Source organism: Actinopolyspora mortivallis DSM 44261 (assembly GCF_000384035.1).
GTDB classification, from domain to species: Bacteria; Actinomycetota; Actinomycetes; order Mycobacteriales; family Pseudonocardiaceae; genus Actinopolyspora; species Actinopolyspora mortivallis.
The window spans coordinates 855,518-861,604 of record NZ_KB913024.1; the positions used below are offsets into that span (position 1 = coordinate 855,518).

The following is a 6,087-nucleotide window of genomic DNA, read 5'->3' on the forward strand; positions in this document are numbered from 1 at the left end:
CGGGGAAGTTGCCACCGGGAATCTGCGAAATGTTGGGAGGTCGATAGATGTCAATTGACGCCGGAACCCTGCAACCCGTCGGTCTGTTCACCGGTCAGCACGTCCTCGCCGAGCTGGAGGGCGTGTCCGCCGAACTGCTCGATGACGAACAGTTCCTCATCGACGCGTTGAACAGTGCCTTGGATCGTTCTCAGGCCACGGTGTGTGACGTGATCTCGAAACGGTTCGAGCCGCAGGGGGTGACCGTGCTCGCCCTGTTGTCGGAGTCCCATGCCTCGTTGCACACCTACCCGGAGAACGGCTCGATTTTCATCGACGTGTTCACCTGCGGCAATCGGGCACAGCCCGAGCGTGCGGTCAACCTGCTCGCCGAGGCGCTGAGTCCGACCAACGTGAGCTGCCGGACGATCCGGCGCGGTCATGACTACGAAACCGGCCTCACGTGAAGAACCACGTTCGGCCGGGCTCATCGCGAAGGAGCGGGAGTTGATCGAGCTCGACGGAAAGCAGTGGATTCAGGAGCCGCTCGGTTCCGACATGCGGCGGCTCTGGCGTGTTGACGAAGTGCTGTGGGAAGGCGACACCGGATATCAGCACGTGGTCATCGGACGCACCGGTCAGGGGGTGGCGCTGTTCTGCGACGACGATCGGCAGAGCACCGAGTACTCCCAGCTGGTCTACCACGAGGCGATGATGGTGCCCGGCTTCCTGCTGGCCGAGAAACTCGAACGGGTGCTGATCGTCGGTTCCAGTGAGGGTGTGGCCAGCCACATGGCCGTGCGGGCCGGGGCGAGCCAAGTGGATCACGTGGACATCGACAGGGAGTGCGTACGCGTCTGTGCCGAGTACCTTCCCTACGGATACCGCGGTACCGAGCTCTCCGAACTGGAGGAGGGCAGCGGTCCGATCCGGCTGCACTACACCGACGGCTGGGCTTTCCTGGACAAGGTGATCGGTACGGGAGAGCGGTACGACCTCGTCGTCGTCGATCTTCCGGACGAACGGGCCGAGGACACCGACAGTCAGCACAACAGGCTCTACGGTGAAGAGTTCATCCGCAGATGCCAGGCGGTTCTGGCGCCGGGAGGTGTCGTCGGCTTCCAGGCCGGAAGCCCGACCATATGGCGAAACACCACGCTGATCAGGGCATACAACAGGTTCCACACCGTGTTCGACACCGTCACCTACTTCGGGTCGGACGAGCACGAATGGGCCTTCCTGTTCGGGCGGGTCGAGCAGCTGGACGATCCGGTGAACGTCATGCTCGACGCGTTGCCGAAGAGTTCCTACCAACCGGAGACGGTCGACGACGCGAGTCTGATCGGTCTGACCGTTCCTCCTTATTCGGTGCGTCACCAGCGGTGAGCCCCTTCGGTACAGGTCCGTGAGTACGGCTTTCGATGGCCCCGTACTCACGGACCGTACTGTAAACGCAACTCGCTTTCCGCCGGATCAGCCGGTGTAGGGATGCTGACCGGTCTCCCCCTCGCCGGAGATGCCGAACCACTGGTCGAACGCGAGCCCCCGCTCCCGCAGGCGTCGTTCCGCCTCCTCCGAGTCGAACCCGGCGATCCTCTCGGACTCGTCCCCGGGCACCTCCACGGAGAACAGCTCCTCGTAGGCCCGGTCGGGATTGGCGTTGTCCAGGAACGCCTCGAAAAGCGGCTCGCTCTCGCTCCAGCTCATCAGTTCCGTCGCCTCCAGCACCACCCGTGCCTCGTTGACGAACAGCCGCAGTGCCAGGGACTCGGCCACACAACGGGGTGGACGCCACTCGCGACCGGTCAGGCGGGTCGCCACCAGCGCCGAGCTCAACAGCAGCGAGCGGGTGAAGCGGGCGTCGTAGTTGTGCTGATAGCAGAGCGGCAGCTCCTCCAGCACCAACAGTCCCACGGCCTCGTCGGCGGTGGCGTCGTTGACGGTCAACGCCAGCTCGTCGTAGAAGAGCTCGTCGGTGACCACGCTGACGGCGTGGACCAACGCTCCCGCGACGATCTCGGCGCGCGGGTCCGCGTCCCCGGCAGTGCCGAAGGCGGTCCCGGAGAAGGCACGCAGCTTCCCGGACAGCTCACGCAACCGTGCCCGCCAGCGCTCGGTCTCGGACTCCTCTGTGGCCTGTGCTCGCTCCGCTCCGGAGACCTCCGAAGGATTCCGCTCCCACGAACCGGTACCGAGGAACTCGGCCTGCTCGAACGCCTCCTCGATCTCGGCCTGTAACCGCGGATCGGTCTCCTCGGAACCTCCGCCCGCGTTCTGTTCCGCCGCGGCCAGACTCTCGTTGAACTCGTCCTCGGTGATCTTGACCTCGGAACGGGTCAGGGTCCAGTGCTCCAGCACCGGGCTGTCGGCGAGAACCTCCTGCACCACGTTGGCCGCGGCCGTCTCGGCCGCCCGCAGGGACGGGGCGTCCACGGCGAGCATCACCGACGCCCCCTCCGGTCCTACCTCGATCCGGTAGTCCAGAACGTCGATGTCCTCCGCGTCGGGGCCGGCGACGCCCTCGACCCGACCGAGCTGGTGATCCAACAGGGACACCACGCCCTCCTGCTGGAGCGGGTCGAGTTTGGAGATGTCCGCCGGGGGTCTCACCCCCGCAGTTACCACGTAATCCACCGCGTCTCGTCCTCTTTCCAACTCGTTGCCGGGCATGGTACGCGGCGGCGAGCGTGGAGGGTGCACGACGCGCCAGCCGCCGGCATCGTCCGATCGCTCGATCGAGTCGGCGATCATATCCGTGTGAAGACGGTGACGGTATTCGGTAGTTGCAATATGGACCTGGTCGCCTACGTGGCCACCGCCCCCGGAAGGGGAGAGACCGTGCACGGGAAGGCGTTCCACACCGTTCCCGGTGGCAAGGGGGCCAATCAGGCGATCGCCGCGGCCAGGGCCGAGGCGGAGACCCGCTTCGTCGGAGCAGTGGGCACCGACCGGTTCGGGGAACAGATCCGCGGCACGCTGCACGAGGCGGGAGTCGACACCTCCGGGCTGCGAACCGTGGAGGGGAACAGTGGTACCGCCCACATCGTGGTGGACGAGGGGGGTGACAACTCGATCGTCGTGGTCGCCGGGGCCAATGCCGAGGTGGATCACGTGGACGAAACCGCCCGGGAACTCATCGCCTCGTCGTCCTGTCTGCTCATGCAGCTGGAGACCCCTCTGGAGGGAGTGGAGGCGGCCGCGCGGACGGCCGCTGCCCACGGGGTGCGGGTGATACTCACCCCCGCCCCGGCCGAGCCGCTGCCCACCTCCCTGCTGTCCAAGGTGAACCTGCTGGTGCCGAACGAGCACGAGGCGGCGGTGCTCACCGGTGAGCGGGAACCCGAGCCCGCTCTGGAGGCGCTGCTCGAATCCGTGGAGGAAGTGGTGATCACTCTGGGGGAGCGAGGAGTGCTGTACGGGAACCGTTCCGGACAGCGGCTGAGCATCCCCGCCTTTCCCGTGCACGCCGTGGACACCACCGCGGCGGGGGACACCTTCGTCGGAGCTTTCGGAGCCGCGCTGGCCCGTGGGAAGCCCGTACAGACGGCGCTACGCGAGGGATCCGCGGCCGCGGCCGTCTCGATTCAGCGGAAGGGAGCCAGTAGTTCCATGCCCACGGAACGGGAGATCCGGGAATTCCTGGACGAGCACGCGAACTGAGCGAAAAGCGGTCACATTCGGCGCTTTTTCGTGCACGTAATGTTCCGCCGTGCGGGCGGGCGGGAACGAGCCGTGTCGTCCCGCCCGTCCACGGTCGGGAGTCGCTTCACTGCGCTTTGTCGTAGGCTTCCACTATCTCGGCGGGAATGCGCCCGCGATCGGAAACCTGCATGCCCTGCTGACGGGCCCATTCCCGAATGGCCTGATTGCGTTCGCGGTCGGCGGCTTTCGGCGCCTGCGAGCCGCCGCCCGACTGGCGTGTTTTCCCGCTCTTGCCGGACTTGGCCGTGCGCTTGCGACCTCCGGTGCGGCGGGCGTGGGAGAGATAAGGAGCCAGCGCATCCCTCAGTTTGGTGGCGTTCTCGGAGGAGAGATCAATCGTGTAGTTGACTCCGTCGAGCCCGAACTCGACGGTGGAGTCGGCCTCCGAACCGTCGACATCGTCGACCAGCTGAACCGTTACCTTCTGCGCCACTGCTAACCCTCGATTCCGGATCGTTTTCGTCGGTCATCCACAGCTTACGACGAAGCGCGGCAGTACAATAAACTAACGTCGCACGATTGTTGTGAGCGGCTCCGAGCTCTTGGGCGCGGAGTGACTTCGACGACAGGTTCCTCTCGTCGCGGGATGTCCCGGCCGACACAACACGGAGTACGGTACCGATAGGGCATGGTGACTCGGTGGTATCGGTTTTTGCGAACCGGCCGCGTGGGCACGGGTGGTTTACGTCCGTACGAGAGGCTGTTCTATCGTTGAGTACGAGACAACTGTCCGGCCGCGTGCTATAAAGTAAGCGTCGGTCGGAGATGTCTTACCGGCAAGTGTCGCGGAGCGAGACGGGGCACGTTCCCGAAACAGGTGATCATGGCCGAGCGGATTCAGGTCGAACTCGTCGACGACATCGACGGGTCCGAAGCGCAGCAGACAGTCACTTTCGCCATGGACGGCGTGACCTATGAAATCGACCTGAGTGAACAGAATGCGCGCAAGTTGCGCGAGTTGTTCGGGCCGTACATCAAACAGGCACGCCCGGCGCAGCAGAACAACAAGCAGCAGCGGCGGACCACGCGGAAGCAGGAGCGTGAGGAGCGGCGGACCAGGCAGGCCAACCGCAAGCTCACCGAGGAGATCCGCGGGGCCGCCAAACGCAGCAAGGAGCGCTACCAGCAGAGCCGTCGGGAGCAGGAGCCCGTCACCGAACAGGTGAGCACGCACGAGCAGGAGGAATACCGGGACCCCTTGCTCGAACAGCCGTTGTCCTTCTCGCCGGAGGAGCAACAGCAGGACTCGGAGCAACAGGTTCAACAGGAACAGGAGCACTCCAGGATCCCCGTGGTGTCGTTGCCCCAGTTCTCCTCCGCCAGCGACTGAGGAAGCTCCGAGGGCCTCCGGCAGGGTACCTGTCGCTCGTGTGGGTGATGCCGAGGTGGTGCCGGAGGCGTCCCGGAGGGAGGAGAGGCTCATGGAGAGTTTCGAGCGGATCGAGAAGCGGTGGTTCTCTCCCCGCCCGTCGTCGGCAGGGTGAGTGACCTGTTCTCGTCCCGCCTCCCGCTCGGGGTGCGCTCAGGAGCGCACCCGAACAGGTAGACGGAGCGCCTCGCGGGGAGTCCGGCTCCGCGAGAAAAAGGTGAGGCGTTTTCAGTCCTCCGCCCGGTGACGACGCCCTTTGGCGCGTCGTCCTGACTGCGGGGGTTGTTCTCCGGTACTGTGACTTCCGCCGGAGTCCTGCTCGACTTGGCTGTGCTGGTGGTCGTGGGCACTTTCCAAGGAGGCGAGGAACTCGGGCGGAGCACTGGTCGTCCAGTGGTCTCCTTCCGGGTCGATCAGTGTGTTCCGCAGCTCTGTGTATATCGGTGTCGAATCCACTGCTACCCCCGTGGTCGTTTTCCGAGATCGAGGCTACCTCGCTGGACGGTCACAGGCCGAGACGTGGCAGAGAATCACCCGATGGAGAGCAGGGCACGAGGCGGGAGAGGGGGACGCCCCGGTCTCTTCCGTGCGTGGGCGGCGTGGCTTCCCGGCGGGAATTCTTGTGGTGTCCTGGTGTTTCGGTGGGTGGTTGGGGTGGTGGCTACCCCCTGTTTGGGTGGTGTTGGGTGGGGTGTAGAGTGTTTGTCTGTCAGGCGGTCAGTCCGCTTGGTGGTGTTCCGGGCTCCGGTTGGGCTGGGAGCATGGTGGTAATTGAATAGCTGTTGTGGTGCCTGTGTGGTGCTCGGCGTGGTGTCGGGTGGTGTCCACCCCCGTGGTGGGGAGGTGGTGCATGGGGTGCTACGATGGTGGACGCTCGGGTGCTGGGGTGACTGTCCGGTGCTTGGGTGTGTGCCCACGGTGGTGGGTGTGTTCTTTGAGAATTCAACAGTGCCTCGTGTTGTGTGTGCGTGTGGGGCCTGTGTTGTGGGTCTTGTGGTTGTTGTGAGTGTTTTTGCTGGGGTTTTTTCTCTGGTTGT

At 64.9% G+C, this 6,087-nt stretch carries 6 protein-coding genes; 4 read left to right on the top strand and 2 right to left on the bottom strand.

The features are described 5' to 3' along the window. Positions 1-47: 47 nt before the first annotated feature. Both speD and ACTMO_RS0104260 read left to right on the top strand, forming a co-directional pair. A complete protein-coding gene (gene speD / locus ACTMO_RS0104255; protein WP_019853425.1) occupies positions 48-446 on the top strand; it encodes an adenosylmethionine decarboxylase in 399 nt (132 codons plus the stop codon). A 40-nt stretch (positions 447-486) separates the two neighbouring features. Next, positions 487-1,365, top strand: a complete 879-nt coding sequence (locus ACTMO_RS0104260; RefSeq protein ID WP_026448860.1) for a spermidine synthase — start codon at positions 487-489, stop codon at positions 1,363-1,365. 87 nt (positions 1,366-1,452) lie between these two features. Here the strand turns inward: ACTMO_RS0104260 and ACTMO_RS0104265 are convergent, their stop codons facing one another. Beyond that, positions 1,453-2,613, bottom strand: a complete 1,161-nt coding sequence (locus ACTMO_RS0104265; RefSeq protein ID WP_026448861.1) for a hypothetical protein — start codon at positions 2,611-2,613, stop codon at positions 1,453-1,455. Between the two features lie 123 nt (positions 2,614-2,736). On the opposite strand from ACTMO_RS0104265, the gene rbsK reads away from it, so the two are divergent. Then, the gene (gene rbsK, locus ACTMO_RS0104270; protein WP_245556021.1) at positions 2,737-3,639 is read left to right on the top strand and encodes a ribokinase; all 903 of its coding nucleotides are present in this window, start codon (positions 2,737-2,739) and stop codon (positions 3,637-3,639) included. Between the two features lie 106 nt (positions 3,640-3,745). Here the strand turns inward: rbsK and ACTMO_RS0104275 are convergent, their stop codons facing one another. Beyond that, complete coding sequence (locus ACTMO_RS0104275) at positions 3,746-4,114, bottom strand: histone-like nucleoid-structuring protein Lsr2 (protein WP_019853429.1); 369 nt, start codon at positions 4,112-4,114, stop codon at positions 3,746-3,748. Between the two features lie 390 nt (positions 4,115-4,504). On the opposite strand from ACTMO_RS0104275, the gene ACTMO_RS0104280 reads away from it, so the two are divergent. Further along, complete coding sequence (locus ACTMO_RS0104280; RefSeq protein ID WP_033401708.1) at positions 4,505-5,011, top strand: histone-like nucleoid-structuring protein Lsr2; 507 nt, start codon at positions 4,505-4,507, stop codon at positions 5,009-5,011. The last annotated feature ends 1,076 nt before the right edge of the window (positions 5,012-6,087 follow it).